We start from the raw sequence: 16659 nt of genomic DNA, 5'->3' as shown, positions 1-16659 counted from the left end.
CCTGCGCGCCGGGGCATCAGGCCCATGTCGATGGCTCAAGCTGGAAGAGTATCGACAGCTGTTCATAGACCGCACGTTCGGCGTGTTTCAGCTCTGCCGGTCGCTCGAAGAAGGCCTCGACAAGGACCGCGAAGAACTCTTCCGGTCCCTCGGCACCATAGGCGTCTATCACGGTGCGCCGCCCGTGTCTGACGAGCTGAACATGACGCTCGTAGGCCTCGGCGAATGGCATTGCCCAGCCCGCGAAGCTCTGCTCTTTGCTCAGCACCGGAATGCCGTCCGTGTGACCTGAAAGATCGTCGAGCTGGTGGGCGAACTCATGCAGGACGACGTTGTGGCCGTCATGATCGTTGGAGGCGCCCCACCGGGTGTGTTTCCAAGACAGAACGACCGGACCGCGCGCCCAGCTCTCCCCGGTCCGGATGGTCTCACGTTCAGTCAGGACATAGCCGCTGCGCTGAGCTTGTCTGGACTTGAAGGCCCCGGGATAGATCAGGATGGTGCGAAGGTGATCGTACCAGCTGTCCGAATTCACGACGAGAAGACAGGCTTGGGCGGCGATGGAGAGCCGCATTTCCTCGGTCACTTCCAAGCCATTGCAGCCGAGGAATTCGACCTGATCCAGAAACAGGCTGATCTTGCCGTCGAGCCGGGCTTGCAGGTCGCCCGGCAGTCTTCGGATCAGCGGAACCTGCTGCTTCACGATGCGACGCTTACGCTCCGGCAGCGCGGTCGTCAGGAGTTGGGCGCGCTTGTGCCGCTTGAGCCAGAAGAACGCTCCAACGGCGCCCGCGACAATGACCATGAGGATCAGGAATATCGGCATTACCGCTGTCCAATCTGGGCTAGTGTATGTGATGGCGTAGATAGTCGCTGAGGACAATGCAACCGGCGCGGCTGCTGCGTCTCTTTATCAGAACGCTCGGCACCAGAGCTTTCGCGGACGGACATGAACGCCCGCATTTCTGCAACGCCACTGCTTTGATCGCGCAGAGATGTCGCAGGGGACTTGTTGTGCTCTGCGTCCGTGCCTAACTGTCCAACAGGTATGAGGCAGAGACCTCATGCGATGGAGATTTTATGCAAGAGCCCCGGGCATAAGCCCGTTCCCGATCAAGTGATGCGGGAACGCCAGAACCAAAAGAACACTCACGCGCAACGCTGAGTGCCTCTGTTTCTGCACTCTCATAAAATCGAGACCAATCCCTTGAATATCTCAAAGCACGAACAGCGTGTTTTGCATGAACTCGCCCTTGGCGGAGCAATCCACCATGAAAGAGGCGAGGGCGGCAAGATACGCGCCATCACCTGTTACACGCGCGACGGTTACGTCCTTTCGGACTGCACGCTCGACGTGTTTATGCGCCTGAGAAAACGGCGCTTCATCCGCTCGCAGAACGGCCAGCCTTATCGCGTATCGCGGCAAGGCATCAAAGCCGTGCGCGCACAGCTAAATCAACGATGACAATCCGGAGGAGCATGATCATGCAAACTACAATCCCTTATGACAGCTGGCTTATGACCGCGCCGGAGACGCCCGCTGTCCGCGTTATCGCCGCGGTGATGCCGGTCGAGGGGGGCGGGCCGGCAACATCACGGTCGACGTGCCCATGAAAGGGGTCAGGGCGCCCTATGGACGCTTCGGCGACTGGCTCGGCTGATTGTCGGTCGGGCTTGTCGGGCCGTTCGGCTTGCGTGCCGTGATCTTTGGGCGTCGCGCGCGAATCGACTAGGATTTGCATGAAGAGGGGAAGAGACTGATGGGCTTGCGACAAAAGAGAAAAGAACTGGTCGGACTGGTCGGCGCAATCGGCGTGGTGATCGCGATTGCCGGATTTGTCGGCGGCTACCTGAGCTCCGGCGCCACCATCGTCTGGACCTTGGGGGTCTGGATCATCGGCACGATGCTGGTCCGTGTGTTCACCGATCCCCCCGGACCCGGCAAATGAAAGCCATGACCTATCACCGCTACGGCGGGGCCGAGCAGCTGCGGCTTGCGGACCTGCCGGTGCCCGAGCCGGGCAAGGGCCAGCTTCGGCTCCGGGTAAGTGCCTGCGCGGTGAACCTGTCGGATTGGGAATATCTCACGGGTGCGCCGTTCTACGCGCGAATGGTCGGCGGGTATTGGCGGCCGAAGCAACCGGTGCTTGGCTCGGACATCGTGGGGATCGTCGACAAGCTCGGTCCCGACACCCCCGGCTTCGCGATCGGCGACCGGGTCATGGGGGACGTCGTCATGACCCGCGGCGGCTTCGCCGAATATGTCTGCGTGCCCTCTGAACTGATGGTGAAGGTGCCCGAGAGCCTGTCCGACGCGGTCGCCGCCTGTCTGCCACAGGCGGGCGGCATCGCCGTCGCGGGGACCGAAAATGTCACGGCAGGGGACAGGCTGCTGATCAACGGGGCCGGGGGTGGTTCGGGCACCATGGCGCTGCAACTGGCGAAGCAGGCAGGGGCTTTCGTGTGTGCGGTCGACAATGGCGGCAAGGTCGACTGGCTGCGCGCGCTCGGTGCCGACGAGGTGATCGACTATCGCGCACAGGACTTCACCGAGACCGGGGCCACCTGGGATCGCATCCTCGATATGGTGGCGACGCGCGGGCCCCGCCGCATCGCGAAGGCGCTTGCGCCGGGTGGCATCTACCGGGCGGTCGGCGGCGAGGTCCGCGTGCTCTTGTCGCTCCTGCTCGGTGGGGCGATCTACCGCGGGCGGCACAAATCGATCGGAATGCTGATGGTGCCCTCGGGGCGCGAACTGACCGCGCGCGTGGCGGCGCTGGCAGAGGCGGGGCGGATCGCGCCGCATCGCGAGGCGGAGCTGCCGCTGGCCGAGCTGCCAGAGGCACTGGCGCGCACCGGTCATGGCGAGGTCAGGGGCAAGATCGTGATCCGCCCGTCCTGAGCCGCCCGTCCTGATCCTAGGGTATGTCGATCCTCACGATCCCGGTCTTCTGCCCGGCCTCGACATAGCGGAAGGCCTCGACGATCTCGTCCAGCCGATAGCGCCGGTCGAAGACGCCCCGGAACCGCCCCTCGGCCATCAGCCCGGCGAGGCGTCGCACGAAGCCCGGGGCATTCTCGGGAAAGGGAAGCCGCACGCGCTTGCTGCCGGTGAGCGCGCACCAGCCGGAGAGAAACAGGTGGGACCAGCCGGGGCCCAGATCGGTCGCCGTGAAGATGCCGTCGGATGTCAGTAGCGGGCGGCAGGCGCGCCACGAGGTCTTGCCCACCGCGTCCATGACGAGGTCGAAGCGCTCGCCGATCGCGGTGAAATCCTCGGTCTCGTAATTCACTACCCTGTCGGCCCCCAGGCTCTGGGCCAATTCGAGGTGACGGGTTCCGACGACCGCCGTGACATGCGCCCCGCGCGCCTTGGCAAGCTGAACCGCCGCCGAGCCGATGGCGCCGGAGGCACCGTAGATCAGGCATCGGGCGCCCTCGGACAGCAGGCTGGTGGTCGCGTCGGCATACCAGGCGCCTTCGCCCACCACAGCTTCGTCGAAAGCGAGATCGCCCGGGATCCGCGCCAACGGTCCATCGGCGGGCAGGCAGAGATATTGGGCATGGGCGCCGAACCGCTCGGGCGACAGGCCGAAGACCCGCTCCCCGGGCCGGAAGGCGCTCACGCCATCGCCCAGGGCCTCGACCACGCCGGCGAAATCCATCCCGAGCGTGGGCATCTTCGGCCGCAAGAGCCCCGTCATCGCCCGCGCGAAGAAGGGATGGCCGCGCAGCGTGGCCGTGTCGGTCCGGTTCACCGTTCCGGCATGCACGCGCACCCGGATTTCGCCCGGCGCGGGCGCCGGGATGGGGACCTCGTCGAGCCAAAGCGTGTCAGGCGCCCCATAGCGGTCGCAAAGCACCGCAGTCATCGTTTCAGCGTCGGTCATTTTTCCAGACTATCAGTCGAACGTCGTCCGGCAAGTGACGCTGAACAAGACGGGTTTCGGAACCGCGCGCGGCTCTTCAGGACGTCGCCGCACTCAGCGGCAGCTGTAGGCTGACCTCGAGGCCGGAGTCGCGACCGCTCGGCGGCGATGTCAGCGAGAGCGGGCTTCCGATCCGCTCCGCGATGACGGCGACGATGGCGAGGCCCAATCCGCTGCCGTCATTCGTGCTGCCGGCGCGCTCGAACCGCGCGGTCAGCCGCGCGAGCGTCTCCTGCGGAATGATCGGCCCGGCATTCGTCACGGTGAAAACGCCTTCCGCAGTCAGGCGCACCGTAACCGGTTCGTCCTGCGCCCCATGCTTCAGCGCGTTCTCGATCAGGTTCCGGCACAGGATACCGAAAGCGTCGGGGTCGAGATCCGAGATGACAGGCGTCTCCGGCAGCTCCAGAGCGATACGCCCGGGATCGAAGCCGCGCGCGAGGTCTTCGACGATCAGGCGGGCGGCGACGCGCAGATCCGAGCTGCGCTCAAGCCGCAAAGGCCCGCCTTCCGCACGGGCGAGTTGCAGCAGGCGTTCCGAGAGCCGCGTGAGCCTTTTCAGCGTCGCCTCGATATCGGCGGCGCGTGTCTTCGCGACCGGGTCGGTGGTCTCCGCGCTCAGACGCTGTGTCTGCGCGATGGCGCCCGCAAGGGGCGTGCGCAATTCATGCGCGGCGTTGGAGGCGAAGCTTCGCTCGGCCTCGATCCCTTCGCGCAACCGGCCCAGAAGATTGTTGAGCGTGGCGGCGACCGGAAAAATTTCGGTCTGCAGATCGTCGCTCGGAATGGGGGTGAGATCGCGGGCGCTGCGCGCCTCTAGACTGGTTCGGAACCGCCGCAGCGGCCCGAGATTGGTCCGCACCGCCAGCACGACCGCCGCGAAGGCGAGCGGGATCACGATCAGCAGCGGCAGGCCAAGGCCAAGCTCCACCTCTCGCGCGACCTTCGCACGATGCGCGAGCGGTTCCGCGACGGTGATCCGGATCGTGTCCTGAAGGGCGGCATCGCTATAGAGCCGGTGGGTGGCCGTCTGGCTGAACCCCCGGCCGTCATAGGCGGGGAAGACGGACGGATCGGCCGCATGGGACTGTAGAAGAATATGCCCCTCCGCGTCCCGCACGATGTAGGTGAAGAATTCCTCGTGGTTGCGCAGCCTTGCAAGGCGCTGCGTCGTGTTGTTGCCGTCGCGGTTCACGATATCCATGACCGCGAGGGGCAGGATCCTCTGCGCCGTTTCCTGAAGCGTGGAGTCGAAGACCTCGCTCATCTCCTTGCGCACGATCAGCGCGGTGACCGTCGCCGCCGCGATCCACATCAGCGCCAGAACGACCCCGAGCGAAAGCCCCAGACGGGCCTGAAGGCTTCGCGGCAATCTCATGCCTTGCCCAGCCTGTAGCCAAGACCGCGTTCAGTCTCGATCACATGGGCGCCGAGTTTCTTGCGCAGGCGGCTGACATGGACCTCGATCGTGTTGCTCTCCACCTCCGCATCGAAGGCGTAGAGCTTCTCTTCGAGCTGGGCTTTGGACAGCAATTGGCCGGGGCGCGAGAGGAACGCCTCGAACAGGGCCCATTCGCGCGCGGTCAGTTGCACGGGCTTGCCGTCGCGCAGGATGCTGCGCGCGGCGAGGTCGATCTCGAGCCCGGCATGGCTAACGATCGGGTTCGGATTGCCGCTGTAGCGCCGCGCGACCGACCCGATGCGAGCGGAGAGTTCGGCGAGGTCGAAGGGCTTCACGAGATAGTCGTCGGCGCCCGCGTTTAGCCCCTCGATCCGGTCCGAGACCTGATCGAGCGCGGTCATGATGATCACGGGGGTCACATCGCCCCGGCTGCGCAGCGACTTCAGAAAGCCGATGCCGCGGCCATCCGGGAGCATGAGATCGAGCAGGACGAGATCATAGCCGGTGCTGCGGACCGACGCGCCCGCCTCGTCGAGACGCATGACCCAGTCCACCGAGTGGCCATCGCTCGCGATCTGGTCGCGCACGGCGGTGCCCAGAATAGTGTCGTCCTCGATCAGCAGGATGCGCATGTTGGTCCCATCTCTTTTCCGTTGCCCAGTCTTTACCTGCCCGGCTGACACCAAGCTGACGCTGCGCGCGATGCGGCTTCAGGTTCCCGTCAGATTGATCGCCCATGAAAGGTGCAGAGTTGGCCGCGAACAGGAGTTTGGCCCATGAAGAAGACAGTGACAATTCTCGCCTTTCTCGCGGTGCTTCCGGCTGGAATGGCTCTGGCCGATGACGACTGTTTCGTGCCGATGGCGGATTGGCAGCCGCGCGATGCCGTGGCCCAACTCGCCGAAGAGAACGGTTGGACGGTGCGCCGCATCAAGATCGATGACGGCTGCTACGAGATCGACGGCACCGACGCGCAGGGCCGCCAGCTCGAAGTGACGGTTCATCCGTCGACGCTCCAGATTCTCGAGGTCGAATATGAGGGCGACGAACATGGTCGGTCCCGCGAAGATCGTGAAGGAGACAGACATGACTGACGCAGCATTTCACGACACGACGAATTCCGGCGGTAGCTCCGGGGGCAGGGTGCGGGTCTGGGATCCGCTGGTGCGGATTTTCCACTGGGGCCTCGTTGCGGCTTTTGCCACGGCTTGGTTCACGGCCGACGAATTGCAGCCGGTGCATGAGATCGCAGGCTACACCGTCGCCGGGCTGGTCGCGTTCCGGCTGGTCTGGGGGCTCGTGGGCGGGCGCTATGCCCGGTTCACCCAGTTCCTCAGAGGGCCCGGGCAGACGCTCTCCTACCTTGGCGACATGCTGCGCGGCAAAGAGCGTCGCTATCTCGGCCACAACCCTGCGGGGGCGCTGATGATCGTGGCGCTGCTGATCTCGCTGTCGGGCACTGCCTTTACCGGCTGGCTGATGGCGGAACCCACGCGCGTGGCGATGCTTCCCACGCTGCCGCAGATCGTGACCCCTGCCTTCGCGGACGAGGATGGCGAATACGGTGAATATGGCGAGGGCTCTGAAGGCGAAGGCAACGAGGCGCTGGAAGAACTGCACGAGGTTCTCGCCAATCTGGTCCTGCTGCTCGTGGCGCTGCATGTCGCCGGTGTGGTTCTGGCCTCTTTCCGCCATCGCGAAAACCTCGCGCGGTCGATGCTGACCGGCGACAAGCGTGGGCCTGAGCCCGGCGATATCGCCTGACCGTTCCCGATTACATCGCCAAGGCCGTTTGTCCCGCGGCCTCACCTGGCCCCGCCCTCACAAGGCGGGGCCTTTTTCCTGACGCGAAGCTGAAGCGGAAACTGTCCGTCCGTCAGGAAGCGCTCAGGTCCGCTGCCCAGATTGTCGGTAGCAGATGAAAAAGGAGACCCTGCCATGCGAAAGACCCTGACCGCACTTCCCCTCATCGCCTTGCTGCCTGCGGGGATGGCTCTGGCCGACGACGACTACGGAAAGTCTTCGCGCGGCGAAGGAATGTCTCGCGACGCGGTGATGCAGATCGCGCGCGAGAACGGCTGGACTGTCCACGAAATCGAGATGGAAGACGGCCGATACGAGATCGAAGGCCGCGACCGCGACGGGCGGAAAATCGAAGCCAAGATCGATCCAGCGACGCAGCGCCTCATCACGTCGGACTATGACGACGATGACGAGGACGACGATGATGACGACTACGGCGCATCGGCGCGCAACCCGGCCCCCACCGGCACGGTCGCCCCGCCGAAAAACGGCCTCTTCGGTGACGGCGCTCCGCCCAAGGTTCAGGTGAACTGAGCCGCCGCCGCATTCCTCCCCAAAACAAGGATTCCCGAAATGAAGTCTCTTCTTGCAACATTGGCGCTGAGCACGGCTCTGACCATTCCCGCGCTCGCATCCGCGCAGCCCGTTACGCTCAAGACCACGCTGAACAACTATGGCGGCGACGGCGCTTATCTCGCGCTCTATGTCACCGATCCGTCGGGCGCCTATGCGGGCAGCCTCTGGATGGCGGGCGGCAAGTCCAAATATTACGAGCATCTCAACGACTGGTATCGCGCAACCGGGGGTGATCCCGCGCAGATCAACGGCATCACCGGCGCAAGCGTCGGGGCGGGCCGGACGCTCGAGATCACGCTCGATCTTGCGGATGCGCTCTTCGATGCGGGCTACACGCTGCATATCGACGCCGCGGTCGAGGACATGCGCGACAGCCCCAACGAGATCGCCGTGCCGCTGACGACCGAGGGTGCAGGCACGCCGGTTCCGGGGCGTCGCTACGTCGCCGATTTCACCTACGACATGTGAGGTGACAGGCCATGATCCGCGCGTTTCATCGCTGGCCGGGGCTGATTGCCCTGGCGCTTGTCACGGTGCTGGCGCTCAGCGGCGCGGTGCTCGCGGTCTTTCCGCTTGCGGAGCGGATCGCGGCACCGCAGGCGGGGGCGGAGCTCAGCGTCGCGACCCTCGCCGAGCGCATCCAGACGATCTATCCGGGTCTCGAACAGATCCGGCGCGCCCCGTCGGGGCAGATCACGGCCTATTGGTTCGAAGCCGGACAGCCCGGCGCGGCGGTGATCGATCCCACCACGGGCCGAGGCGTCGCATCGGCTGATCCGAATGCCTTTCAGCGTTGGCTGACCAACCTTCACCGCTCCCTCTTCCTCGGCGATCCCGGCCGCGTTGCAAGCGCGCTCGGCTCCGTCGCGATGCTGGTGCTCTCGGTCTCCGGCATCCTGCTCGTGGCGCGGCGTGTCGGCGGCTGGCGGAACTGGTTCTCGCGTTTGCGCGGGCCGCTCGCCGGTCGGCTCCACGTCGAGATCGCGCGCGTCGCGGTGATCGGCCTGCTTCTCTCCTCCGCCACGTCTTTGTGGATGACGGCCTCGACCTTCGAGCTGATCCCCGATGGCGGGCCTTCGCTCGGCGTTCCTGCAGAGGTGAGCGGCCAAACAGACGTGCCGCTTGCCGGTCTTGCGATGCTGGGCGACACGCCGGTGGCAGAATTGCGGAGCCTGAGCTTCCCCTATGATGGCGATGCCACCGATGTTTTCACGCTGAAGACCGATCGCGGCACCGGCTATCTCGATCAGGGCACCGGCGCGGTGCTTGCCTGGGCGGACCTGACCGCATGGCAACGCATCTCGGAAACCATCTACATGCTGCATACGGGGCAGGGCGCCGCGCTGCTTGGCGCGTTGCTCGGCCTTATGGCGCTGGGCGTGCCGGTAATGGGTCTCACTGGCCTGACGATCTGGCTCGCGGGTCGGCGCGGCCGCCCGCGCATCCGGGACAACCAGCCAGCTGCGCGCGCGGAGACGATCCTCCTCGTCGGCAGCGAAAGCGGCAGCACTTGGGGTTTCGCCGCGACCCTGCATGCGGCGCTCCGTGCCGCGGGCCAGAGTGTTCATATCGCGCCGATGTCGTCCTTCGCGCCCGAGCGCTACGCCCGGGCCGATCGGATCATCGTGCTCGCGGCCACTTATGGCGACGGGGCAGAGCCCAGTTCCGCGAAAGGCTTCCTGACGAAACTCGACGCCTGCTCCGATGCGCTGAATATCCCGATTGCCGTGCTCGGTTTCGGGGACCGGAGTTTCCCTGCCTATTGCGCCTACGCCCAGACGATCGCCGAGGCCGTGGAGGCGAAGGGGTGGCCGGTTCTACTGCCCTATGACACGATCGACCGGCAGTCGCCGCAGGCCTTCGCGCGCTGGGGGCAGGCGTTGGGTGCGGTGCTCGGGATCGCGCTCGATCTGCACCACCAACCGACGCCCCCTGCCACGACCGAACTCACGCTCCAGTCGCGGCGCGACTATGGGGCGGACGTGCAGGCTCCGACGTCGATCCTGCGCTTTTCCCTGCCACGCGCCACGTTCTGGCAGCGGCTGACGGGGGCGGGTCTCACGCGGTTTGCCGCAGGAGATCTGATCGGGATACTGCCCGAAGGGTCGCCGACTCCGCGCCTCTATTCGCTCGCGTCGTCGCGCCGCGACGGGTTTCTGGAGATCGTCGTCAAGAAACACCCCGGCGGGTTGTGTTCGGGTCAGCTGACGGCGCTCGAACCCGGCGACAGCGTCCGCACCTTCGTCCGGCGCAACCTTGCCTTCCGGCCTGACCGTTCGCGCGCGCCGCTGATCCTGATCGGCGCGGGCACGGGGATCGGCCCTCTGGTGGGGTTTGTGCGCGAAAACGAGCAACGGCGCCCGATCCACCTCTTCTTCGGGATGCGCGATCCGCAAAGCGATTTCCTCTATGCGCAGGAGATGGGCGGGTGGAAGGACGAAGGCCGTCTGTCGCGGCTCGTGACCTCGGTCTCGCGCGGCCAGCGACCGCGCTACGTTCAGGATGCGATGCGCGCCGATGCTCCCGAACTGGTCCGGCTGGTGCAGAGCGGCGCGCGGATCATGGTGTGCGGCGGGCGGGACATGGCGGCGGGTGTCGCCGATGCCCTGCATGACATTCTCGCGGCTTCGGGCCTGAGTGCGACCAAACTGAAAACGGAGGGCCGTTATGTCGAAGACATCTTCTGATCTGCTGCGCCACGCTTTGCACGGCGCGACCATGGGCACCCGCTGGACCGCCCTGTTCTTCGCACCGCCCGAGCGCGATCCAGCGCCGATCCAAGCCGCGCTTCAGGCGGCGGTTGCGGAGGTGGATGAGCAGATGTCCACGTGGAAACCGGACAGCGACCTGATGCGGCTCAACGCGGCGGCGGAAGGCGAATGGGTGAAGGTGCCCGGGCGTTTGGCCGAAGTGCTCCGTCTCGGGCTCGAGATCGGCAAAGCCTCGGGCGGTGCGTTCGATGTCGGGCTCGGAGATGCGGTTGCGGCGTGGGGCTTCGGTCCCGACGGTGCGACACCCGAGGCGATCCGCGCCGCGATGAGCGTGCCGCGGCAGCCCGCATATCAATGGCTCGAGCTCGACCATGACCGGGTACGCAAGAGCGGCCCCGTGGTGCTGGACCTGAACGGGATCGCGAAAGGCTACGGCGTGGATCGCCTTGCCGAGACGCTGGCCGCGCAGGGGATCGAGGCCGGTCTCGTCGGGATCGACGGCGAAATGCGGGCCACGGGGCTCAGGCCGGATGGTAGCCCTTGGACGATCGCGGTCGAAAGCCCCGATCCGCTGCGCCGCACGCCGCATTCGATCCTCGCGCTCGAGAATGCATCCGTCGCGACCTCGGGCGATTATCGGCACTGGATCGACCTCGGCGCGCGCAGGCTCTCGCACACGATGGATCGTTCGCGTGGTGCGCCCTTGCTGGCATCGCCTGCCTCCGTGACGGTCGTCGCGCGCAGTTGCGCCGAGGCCGATGGCTGGGCCACCGCGCTTATGGTGCTTGGCCCGGAGAAGGGATTGGAGGTTGCGAGGAAACGCGGGCTCGACGCCCTGTTCCTGATGCGCGAGGACGATGGCAGCGTGCAGAGCCTTGGGACCGGCGATCTGTTTCCCGAGAGCGTCGCGGTGGCGGTCTAGGCCACGTCGCTTTGGCGTCGGCGCGCTTAGTCTCGAATGACCTCCGCGCCAGCGGCCCCGGCAGGATCGATCTGGCTGGCGGCGTTGAAGAACAGTTCGATCAACTCGTTTCTTTCGTCCTTCAGGGCGAACACGACCTCGTCCACCGTTGACCGGATGTCGCGGATCAGAAGCCTGCGCACGGTATCGGTTCGGTAAGTGCCGAAGCGCCACATGAAGCCGACACCGATCCCCAGCGCCACCGCCTCGTAGACGGCGTCGCGAGTATCGGCGATCAGCTGCGGCTCGGGGGACAGGCCGGTCGCACGGAAGGCGCGGTCGACGACCTTCTGGGTGGAGGACCCCTGCGAGCGGAAGATCAACGGCAGCCGCGCCAGTTCTTCGAGGCTGACCTCGTCGCGCAAACCGGTCGGGCTGTCGGCGGAGACGATGCCCACCACCTCCTGCGACAGCACCCGCGCGGTGCGGAACCGGCGATCGTTCGGCAGATCGGGCAGCACCGCGACATCGACCTCGCGCCGCAGCAGGGCCGCGAGAATGTCCTGATGCGAGCCGCTTTCCACCGAGACCGTCAGCGAGGGGTGCTGGCGCAGAAGTTGGTGGACGATCGCGATGCCCGGCATCGAATTGCCCAGACCGACGCGCAGCCTGCGCCTGCCGGTCGGGCCCCGGCGTTCGAGGATGCGCAGCGCGTCATGTTCGGCCTCGCGCATCCGGGCGCCGATGTCGCAAAGCTGCTCGCACAGCGGCGTGGCACAAAGGGTTCCGTTGAGCTTGTCGAACAGCCGCACGCCGAAGGCGGTCTCGAGATCGCGAATCTGCTGCGCGACTGCGGAATGCGACACCCCCAATCGGCGCGCAGCAGCCGAAAAAGAGCCCTCCTCGGCGACCGCAGTCACCGAGCGCAGGCGGGAAAGCGACAGGGCGCTCGCCAAAGATCCAACCGAAGCTTTCATCATCCGACGGCTTAGCTTGCAGATGTAACATCCACGTCACAGAAACTCGTCAAACCGTGAGCAGTCCGGGGCGACGCCCCATCACCGCATGAACAGACGCGCATCGCGCGAACGGGGCCGAGGCCCCGAACGGAGAGGATTTGCCCATGACCCAGCCTGTCGGATTGTCCGAGTTCCTGTCAGGGCCGCTCCCCGAACGTGCTGCGGTTCTGGCCGATCTCGATGGCTGTCTGATCGCTGGGGACCGCGTGCTGCCCGGCGTGCCCGAGCTGATCGAGCGTTGCGGCGAGCGGCTTTGGGTCGTCTCGAACAATTCCACCGACACTGCCGAGCACCTCTCGGCCCGGCTCGGCATGATGGGGCTCGCGGTAGCTGCCGAGCGCATGGTGCTGGCGGGGGAGGAAACGCTCCGCAATCTGCAGCGCCGTCGCCCCGGTGCGCGGGTCGCGCTCTTCGCCGCGCCGCCGCTTGTCACGCTGGCGCGCAAGCTGGGGCTGGTGCCCGACCGGACGCAGCCCGAGCTTGTGCTTCTGGCGCGCGACACCGGTTTCAGCTTCGCCGACCTGACGGAACTCACCGCGATGGCCGCACGGGGCCTGCCCGTGCTGCTGAGCAATCCTGACACGTTCCATCCCGGCCCGGACGGCACGCCCCGACCCGAGACCGGCGCGCTTTGGGCCGCGGCACGCGCCGCAGTGCCTGCCGCGACCGCATCGAGCCTCGCCAAGCCCGCCCCCGATCTGGTTCACGCCGCGCTGTCCCGCGCCGGGGTTGCGCCGGGCGCGGCGGTCTTCCTTGGCGACACGCCCGAAACAGATGGCCGCGCGGCCGCCGCCGCCGGGGTCGAGTTCGTCCTGCTCGCCCGGCCGGGTGGCGTGACCCTCGCCCAGGAGATCGTGACATGCTGAGCTACACCCTGCGCACCCTCGTCCGGATGGCGCTGACCTTCTTCGTCATCGTTACGCTCGTGTTCTTCGCCACGCGCCTGTCGGGGAACGCCATTGATTTCCTCGCGGGCGAGGGCATGACCCAAGAGGACCGCGAGATCCTGATCCGCTATTACGAGCTCGACCGGTCGCTCTGGGACCAGTATTTCGCCTTCCTGCGCGCCTTCCTCGACGGGAATTTCGGCCTGTCCTTCATCGAGCGCCGACCGGTCATCCAGATCGTGGCGGAGCGGTTGTGGCCCTCGGCGCAGCTTCTCTTGTCGGCGATCGGGCTTACCCTCGTCGTGTCGCTCCCGCTGGGCATGATCGCCGCGATCTGGCGCAAACACTGGCTGGGCAGCGCGGCGATGGTCGTGGCCTTCCTCGGCTATGCGGTGCCGAACTTCATCCTCGCCGTGGTGATGGTCCTGGTCTTCGCCTACTGGCTTAACTGGTTGCCGGTGGTGGGCAATGGAACGCCACTGCATTTCATCATGCCGACGCTGGCGATGTCGGGCGTGCTGATCGCGGCGCTCACCCGCTTCACCCGCAACGCCATGCTCGACGTGCTGGGGCAGGACTTCATGCGCACGGCCCGCGCCAAGGGCCTTCCCGAGCGCGCGGTGATCCTGCGCCACGGATTGCGCAACGCCTCGATCACGCTCCTGTCGGTGATCGGTCTTCAGATTGCGGGGCTCGCCGCCTCCGGTTCGGTGGTGGTGGAATCGATCTTCGCCTGGCCCGGCATCGGCGACCTGCTCGTCTCCTCGGCGATCCGGCGCGACTACCCGGTGCTCCAGTTCGGGGTCATCACCGTCGCCATCGCCGTCATCCTCATCAATGCCGCCATCGACCTTGCCTACGCCTGGGCCGATCCGCGCCTGCGCCATCAACTCAAAGGGTGATCCGATGACCATGGCCCTCAACACTCCCGCGCCTTCGGCCCTACACCGCCTTTGGACCGGCACCAACGTGATCCAGAAAGTCGCCTTCGCAGTCGGGCTGGCCCTCTTGCTCATGGCCTTTCTCGGCCCGCTGATCGCACCGCATGATCCCAATGCGCAAAGCCTGCTTTCGCGGCTGCGCCCGCCGATCGGCTTCGACCGGGCGAAGATCGCCTATCCGCTGGGCACGGACGAGCTGGGCCGCGATGTCCTCTCGCGCAGCCTGCACGGATTGCGCCTGACGCTGATGCTGGCGATCCTCGGCGCGCTGCTGGGGCTTCTCGTCGGCGGGCTGCTCGGTCTGCTGGCAGGCGTGGTCGGCGGACGCACCGATGCCGCGATCATGTCGGCGGTCGACACCCAGATCGCGGTGCCTTTCACGCTGATCGCGCTGTTCACGCTGGCGATCTTCGGTAGCTCGCTTCAGGTGATGGTCATCGTCCTCGGCCTCGCCGGCTGGGAGCAATATGCCCGGATCGTGCGCGGCGACGTGCGCCGCCTGATGCATCTGCCCTTCATCGAGGCCGCTCGCGCCGCAGGCGCCAGTCCGCGGCGCATCGCCTTCACCCACCTGCTGCCCAATATCGTCTCGCCGCTGGTGGTCCAGTTCACGCTGTCGCTGTCGAATATCGTGCTGCTTGAAAGCACGCTGTCCTTCCTCGGCCTCGGCGTGCAGCCGCCCACCGCGACGCTTGGTTCGATGGTCGGCATCGGTCGCGACTACATGCCGACCGCCCCCTGGATCGTCATCGTCCCCGCCGCGCTGATCGTGTTGCTGACCTTCGCCGTCCAAGTGGTCGGTGACTGGTTACGCGACAGCGTCGACGTGCGCCTGCGCGCACGCTGACACCCTGCAACAAGAACAGAAGGCCGCAAGCGCCCGTCGTCAAACCCTGCAATGGAGATACCAATGCTCAGACTGCTCGTTTCCACCGCTCTTGCCGCCGGCATCGCTGCCGCTGGCGTCACGGGGGCTCAGGCCCGCGAACTGAAAGTCGGCGCTGCCAACGTCGCCAAATATCTCGATCCCGGCCGCGACCACTCGAATGTCGGCTCGCAGTTCTACTACAACACCTTCGACACGCTGATCGACAAGGATCACGAGAAGATCGGCGGCGAATGGCGCCCCGGTCTGGCGACCGAATGGAACCTCGTTTCGCCCAAGGTCATGGAGTTCAAGCTCCGTCAGGGCGTGACCTTCCAGAACGGCGAAGCGATGACCGCCGATGACGTGGTCTTCTCGCTCAACCGCATGTATCAGGCCACGTTCCCGCCCTACATGGTGCGTTCGAAGGACCGTCTGAACAACTTCGAGAAGGCCGAGAAGGTCGACGATTACACCGTCCGCATCACGGTGAAGCGCGAAGAGCCGCTTTGGGAAACGCTCGTGAACCTGCAGCAGGTCATGATCATCCCCGAAGACTACACCAAGGGCCTGACCGGCGATCCGAACGTGGCCGAGGACAGCGATTACGAAGCCTTCTCGATGGCTCCGGTCGGCACCGGCCCCTATGCGATCAGCGAGTTCAGCCCCGGTGAGCGCGTGGTCTATACCCGCTTCGACAATTTCTGGGGCGACAAGGCGCCGCTGGAAAAGGTCTCGGTGATCCATATCCCGGAAACCGCCTCGCGGATCACCGCTCTCAAGACCGGCGAAGTGGACATGATCACCAATGTCGCGCCCGACCAGTTGTCGCTGATCGAAGCCGACCCGAGCATCAAGGCCGCCGGCAGCGTCACGCCGCTGTTCCACGTCATGATCATGAACACCAACCATCCCAAGCTGCGCGATCCGCGCATCCGTCAGGCGCTCAGCCTCGCGATCGACCGCGACGCGCTGAACGAGGCGCTTTGGCTCGGCAAGGCCGTCGTTCCCTCGACCCACACGATGAAGGAATTCGGCGACCTCTACATGCCGGAGCTGAAGACCTTCGAATACAACCCCGAGAAAGCCCGCGAACTGCTGAAGGAAGCTGGCTATGACGGGTTCGAGATCACCTATGACACCGACCCGGTCTATTACACCAACGGCCTTCTGGCCGCGCAGGCCATCGTCGAGATGTGGGCGCAGGTCGGCATCAAGGGCAAGGTGAACGTTGCCGAGAAATGGACCGGCAACAGCAAGGACATGATGACCCGCAACTGGTCGAACCCGATGTATTTCGCGGACCCCTTCGGCTCGTTCGGCGTCATGTGGGCCCCGGATGCGGCATCGGAATCGGAAGGCCGTTTCACCACCGACGAAGCCTATCGCAAGACCTGGGACAAGTTCCGCTTCTCCAAGGATGTCGCGGATCGTCGCGCCGCCTATGCCGAGCTGATGGATCGCATCAAGCAGGACCCGCCGGTGCTGCCGCTCTATCGCCCCTATGAGAGCTGGGCGATGCGCAAGGATATCGCCTGGGCGCCGAAGCCCGGCCACATCCCCTATGTGCTCGACTTCCGCGCCGGGGCGATCTCCTTCGCCTCCAACTAACGCTCCCCGCCCGT

At 65.7% G+C, this 16659-nt stretch carries 18 protein-coding genes; 13 read left to right on the top strand and 5 right to left on the bottom strand.

Annotation, left to right across the window (positions count from 1 at the left end; all coding sequences use genetic code 11):
- Positions 1-16 precede the first annotated feature (16 nt).
- Entirely contained in the window at positions 17-826 is an 810-nt protein-coding gene (locus BMI89_RS02525; protein WP_078569706.1) for a M90 family metallopeptidase, read from the bottom strand.
- A 381-nt stretch (positions 827-1207) separates the two neighbouring features.
- On the opposite strand from BMI89_RS02525, the gene BMI89_RS02520 reads away from it, so the two are divergent.
- The 3 genes from BMI89_RS02520 to BMI89_RS02510 all read left to right on the top strand — a co-directional run bounded on the left by BMI89_RS02520 (position 1208) and on the right by BMI89_RS02510 (position 2902).
- A complete protein-coding gene (locus tag BMI89_RS02520) occupies positions 1208-1465 on the top strand; it encodes a YjhX family toxin (RefSeq protein ID WP_078519961.1) in 258 nt (85 codons plus the stop codon).
- A gap of 295 nt (positions 1466-1760) precedes the next feature.
- Positions 1761-1949 carry a hypothetical protein gene (locus BMI89_RS02515; RefSeq protein ID WP_078569705.1) on the top strand — a complete coding sequence of 63 codons (189 nt, stop codon included), beginning with the start codon at positions 1761-1763 and terminating at the stop codon, positions 1947-1949.
- Positions 1946-2902: an NAD(P)-dependent alcohol dehydrogenase gene (locus BMI89_RS02510; protein WP_078569704.1), complete on the top strand. Its 957-nt coding sequence runs from the start codon at positions 1946-1948 to the stop codon at positions 2900-2902. The genes BMI89_RS02515 and BMI89_RS02510 overlap by 4 nt, the downstream gene beginning before the upstream one ends.
- Before the next feature lie 16 nt (positions 2903-2918).
- Here the strand turns inward: BMI89_RS02510 and BMI89_RS02505 are convergent, their stop codons facing one another.
- From BMI89_RS02505 to BMI89_RS02495, 3 genes are all read right to left on the bottom strand, one after another.
- Entirely contained in the window at positions 2919-3890 is a 972-nt protein-coding gene (locus tag BMI89_RS02505) for an NAD(P)-dependent alcohol dehydrogenase (protein ID WP_246831952.1), read from the bottom strand.
- Positions 3891-3966: 76 nt separating this feature from the next.
- Positions 3967-5307, bottom strand: a complete 1341-nt coding sequence (locus tag BMI89_RS02500) for an ATP-binding protein (protein WP_078569703.1) — start codon at positions 5305-5307, stop codon at positions 3967-3969.
- A complete protein-coding gene (locus BMI89_RS02495) occupies positions 5304-5963 on the bottom strand; it encodes a response regulator transcription factor (RefSeq protein WP_078569702.1) in 660 nt (219 codons plus the stop codon). Before BMI89_RS02495 ends, BMI89_RS02500 begins: the two co-directional genes overlap by 4 nt.
- Before the next feature lie 144 nt (positions 5964-6107).
- On the opposite strand from BMI89_RS02495, the gene BMI89_RS02490 reads away from it, so the two are divergent.
- From BMI89_RS02490 to BMI89_RS02465, 6 genes are all read left to right on the top strand, one after another.
- On the top strand, positions 6108-6425 hold the full coding sequence (locus tag BMI89_RS02490) for a PepSY domain-containing protein (RefSeq protein ID WP_078569701.1): 318 nt from the start codon (positions 6108-6110) through the stop codon (positions 6423-6425).
- Positions 6418-7095 (top strand): cytochrome b/b6 domain-containing protein, encoded by a 678-nt coding sequence (locus BMI89_RS02485; protein WP_078569700.1) that lies wholly within the window; start codon positions 6418-6420, stop codon positions 7093-7095. Before BMI89_RS02490 ends, BMI89_RS02485 begins: the two co-directional genes overlap by 8 nt.
- A gap of 174 nt (positions 7096-7269) precedes the next feature.
- A complete protein-coding gene (locus BMI89_RS02480) occupies positions 7270-7668 on the top strand; it encodes a PepSY domain-containing protein (RefSeq protein WP_078569699.1) in 399 nt (132 codons plus the stop codon).
- Between the two features lie 39 nt (positions 7669-7707).
- Positions 7708-8178 carry a DUF2271 domain-containing protein gene (locus tag BMI89_RS02475; protein ID WP_078569698.1) on the top strand — a complete coding sequence of 157 codons (471 nt, stop codon included), beginning with the start codon at positions 7708-7710 and terminating at the stop codon, positions 8176-8178.
- 11 nt (positions 8179-8189) lie between these two features.
- Positions 8190-10397, top strand: a complete 2208-nt coding sequence (locus BMI89_RS02470) for a PepSY domain-containing protein (protein ID WP_078569697.1) — start codon at positions 8190-8192, stop codon at positions 10395-10397.
- Positions 10378-11343, top strand: coding sequence for an FAD:protein FMN transferase (locus tag BMI89_RS02465; RefSeq protein WP_078569696.1), 966 nt, complete (start codon positions 10378-10380; stop codon positions 11341-11343). The genes BMI89_RS02470 and BMI89_RS02465 overlap by 20 nt, the downstream gene beginning before the upstream one ends.
- Before the next feature lie 26 nt (positions 11344-11369).
- On the opposite strand, the gene BMI89_RS02460 is transcribed toward BMI89_RS02465, so the two are convergent.
- Positions 11370-12278: a LysR family transcriptional regulator gene (locus BMI89_RS02460; RefSeq protein WP_152843305.1), complete on the bottom strand. Its 909-nt coding sequence runs from the start codon at positions 12276-12278 to the stop codon at positions 11370-11372.
- Between the two features lie 167 nt (positions 12279-12445).
- On the opposite strand from BMI89_RS02460, the gene BMI89_RS02455 reads away from it, so the two are divergent.
- From BMI89_RS02455 to BMI89_RS02440, 4 genes are all read left to right on the top strand, one after another.
- Positions 12446-13207: an HAD family hydrolase gene (locus BMI89_RS02455; RefSeq protein ID WP_078569695.1), complete on the top strand. Its 762-nt coding sequence runs from the start codon at positions 12446-12448 to the stop codon at positions 13205-13207.
- Positions 13201-14130: an ABC transporter permease gene (locus tag BMI89_RS02450; RefSeq protein ID WP_078539987.1), complete on the top strand. Its 930-nt coding sequence runs from the start codon at positions 13201-13203 to the stop codon at positions 14128-14130. The genes BMI89_RS02455 and BMI89_RS02450 overlap by 7 nt, the downstream gene beginning before the upstream one ends.
- Before the next feature lie 4 nt (positions 14131-14134).
- Complete coding sequence (locus BMI89_RS02445; RefSeq protein WP_078519948.1) at positions 14135-15016, top strand: ABC transporter permease; 882 nt, start codon at positions 14135-14137, stop codon at positions 15014-15016.
- A 63-nt stretch (positions 15017-15079) separates the two neighbouring features.
- A complete protein-coding gene (locus BMI89_RS02440) occupies positions 15080-16645 on the top strand; it encodes an ABC transporter substrate-binding protein (RefSeq protein ID WP_078569694.1) in 1566 nt (521 codons plus the stop codon).
- The last annotated feature ends 14 nt before the right edge of the window (positions 16646-16659 follow it).

Origin of the sequence: Thioclava sp. F36-7, assembly GCF_002020075.1 — a bacterium.
In the GTDB taxonomy this organism is placed as follows: domain Bacteria; phylum Pseudomonadota; class Alphaproteobacteria; order Rhodobacterales; family Rhodobacteraceae; genus Thioclava; species Thioclava sediminum.
The sequence above is the reverse complement of the archived record's forward strand: the minus strand, read 5'-3'. Positions and strand labels throughout refer to the sequence as shown.

Bases quoted from the DNA above. Each gene is read 5' to 3' on its own strand.
- BMI89_RS02475 (WP_078569698.1), top strand. From the start codon at position 7,708: ATGAAGTCTCTTCTTGCAACATTGGCGCTGAGCACGGCTCTGACCATT.
- BMI89_RS02490 (WP_078569701.1), top strand. From the start codon at position 6,108: ATGAAGAAGACAGTGACAATTCTCGCCTTTCTCGCGGTGCTTCCGGCT.
- BMI89_RS02450 (WP_078539987.1), top strand. From the start codon at position 13,201: ATGCTGAGCTACACCCTGCGCACCCTCGTCCGGATGGCGCTGACCTTC.
- BMI89_RS02525 (WP_078569706.1), bottom strand. From the start codon at position 826: ATGCCGATATTCCTGATCCTCATGGTCATTGTCGCGGGCGCCGTTGGA.
- BMI89_RS02510 (WP_078569704.1), top strand. From the start codon at position 1,946: ATGAAAGCCATGACCTATCACCGCTACGGCGGGGCCGAGCAGCTGCGG.
- BMI89_RS02455 (WP_078569695.1), top strand. From the start codon at position 12,446: ATGACCCAGCCTGTCGGATTGTCCGAGTTCCTGTCAGGGCCGCTCCCC.
- BMI89_RS02495 (WP_078569702.1), bottom strand. From the start codon at position 5,963: ATGCGCATCCTGCTGATCGAGGACGACACTATTCTGGGCACCGCCGTG.
- BMI89_RS02480 (WP_078569699.1), top strand. From the start codon at position 7,270: ATGCGAAAGACCCTGACCGCACTTCCCCTCATCGCCTTGCTGCCTGCG.
- BMI89_RS02485 (WP_078569700.1), top strand. From the start codon at position 6,418: ATGACTGACGCAGCATTTCACGACACGACGAATTCCGGCGGTAGCTCC.
- BMI89_RS02505 (WP_246831952.1), bottom strand. From the start codon at position 3,890: ATGACCGACGCTGAAACGATGACTGCGGTGCTTTGCGACCGCTATGGG.
- BMI89_RS02470 (WP_078569697.1), top strand. From the start codon at position 8,190: ATGATCCGCGCGTTTCATCGCTGGCCGGGGCTGATTGCCCTGGCGCTT.
- BMI89_RS02445 (WP_078519948.1), top strand. From the start codon at position 14,135: ATGACCATGGCCCTCAACACTCCCGCGCCTTCGGCCCTACACCGCCTT.
- BMI89_RS02465 (WP_078569696.1), top strand. From the start codon at position 10,378: ATGTCGAAGACATCTTCTGATCTGCTGCGCCACGCTTTGCACGGCGCG.
- BMI89_RS02515 (WP_078569705.1), top strand. From the start codon at position 1,761: ATGGGCTTGCGACAAAAGAGAAAAGAACTGGTCGGACTGGTCGGCGCA.
- BMI89_RS02500 (WP_078569703.1), bottom strand. From the start codon at position 5,307: ATGAGATTGCCGCGAAGCCTTCAGGCCCGTCTGGGGCTTTCGCTCGGG.
- BMI89_RS02440 (WP_078569694.1), top strand. From the start codon at position 15,080: ATGCTCAGACTGCTCGTTTCCACCGCTCTTGCCGCCGGCATCGCTGCC.